The following is an 845-nucleotide window of genomic DNA, read 5'->3' as shown; positions in this document are numbered from 1 at the left end:
ACGAGCAAGAAAGCCGCGATGGCAATCCATGATAGTATATTTCTAATAGTGTAAAATTGTTCTGTCGTCATATTATATTATTGTCGAACGTAGAGGTCTGCCGCCGGTGGGTCAACGGTCGAAAATCTAGGATGGTCTTAACTGTAAAATGGCTTCCAACTACGAACGGTTAACGGTCGTCAGCACCGCTTTGTTCGGCCTCTTTCATACCGTATGCTCTGTTCGGAATATGACCTCCAAATGAATCAGAAAATCTCAATCGCCTTAAAAGTAAAACCTCCCCTTCTTGTTTGTCAGATGTCCCAAAAATTTGGAGGGTATCATTGTCTTCATCAAACTCTAGGCGAAGGTCGATGTAAGTACCAGCGATGAATTGAAAACAGCGCCTCCAAATTGCATGCTTTCCGAGCTCCTTCAAATCCTGCTCGAATCCAAAATAGATATAAAGTTCATAAGTCTGCCCGTATGAATGACCCACTGTCTGTTGAGCAATAGTAATAGGACGTCCGCGAAAACTTCTCTGCTCCACCATAAAGCCTTCTTCAGCCAAGGTTATTGGGACAGATTTTATGGGGGCGTCACCTCTATAAATTAGATCCGCCTCTGCTGATAGGTGGGCTAAACCTTCCTCAGACGACCAATGAGGGCCAGGTTCAACCGAGACATCAAAATTACCTTGTTTCTTACAACTGCTAAAACAACTGAGTATACAAGTAAGTATAAAAGCGCGTAAAATCATATTTATTGCCGAACGTAGAGCTCAACCGCGCCGTGTAAAACAGTTTCGCATCATTCACGATTTTAGCTCTACAACTTCCTCGGACAAAGAACGGTATCGCGTCGGA

The 845-nt window shown here is 43.6% G+C and carries 1 protein-coding gene; it reads right to left on the bottom strand.

Annotation, left to right across the window (positions count from 1 at the left end):
• Positions 1 to 169: 169 nt before the first annotated feature.
• Positions 170 to 550 (bottom strand): hypothetical protein, encoded by a 381-nt coding sequence (locus tag JO972_RS16735; RefSeq protein ID WP_309491234.1) that lies wholly within the window; start codon positions 548 to 550, stop codon positions 170 to 172.
• Positions 551 to 845: the final 295 nt, after the last annotated feature.

It is taken from the genome of Oceaniferula flava (genome assembly GCF_016811075.1).
GTDB classification, from domain to species: Bacteria; Verrucomicrobiota; Verrucomicrobiia; order Verrucomicrobiales; family Akkermansiaceae; genus Oceaniferula; species Oceaniferula flava.
Note: the sequence above shows the minus strand (reverse complement) of the source record. Positions and strands in the feature narration are given on the sequence as shown.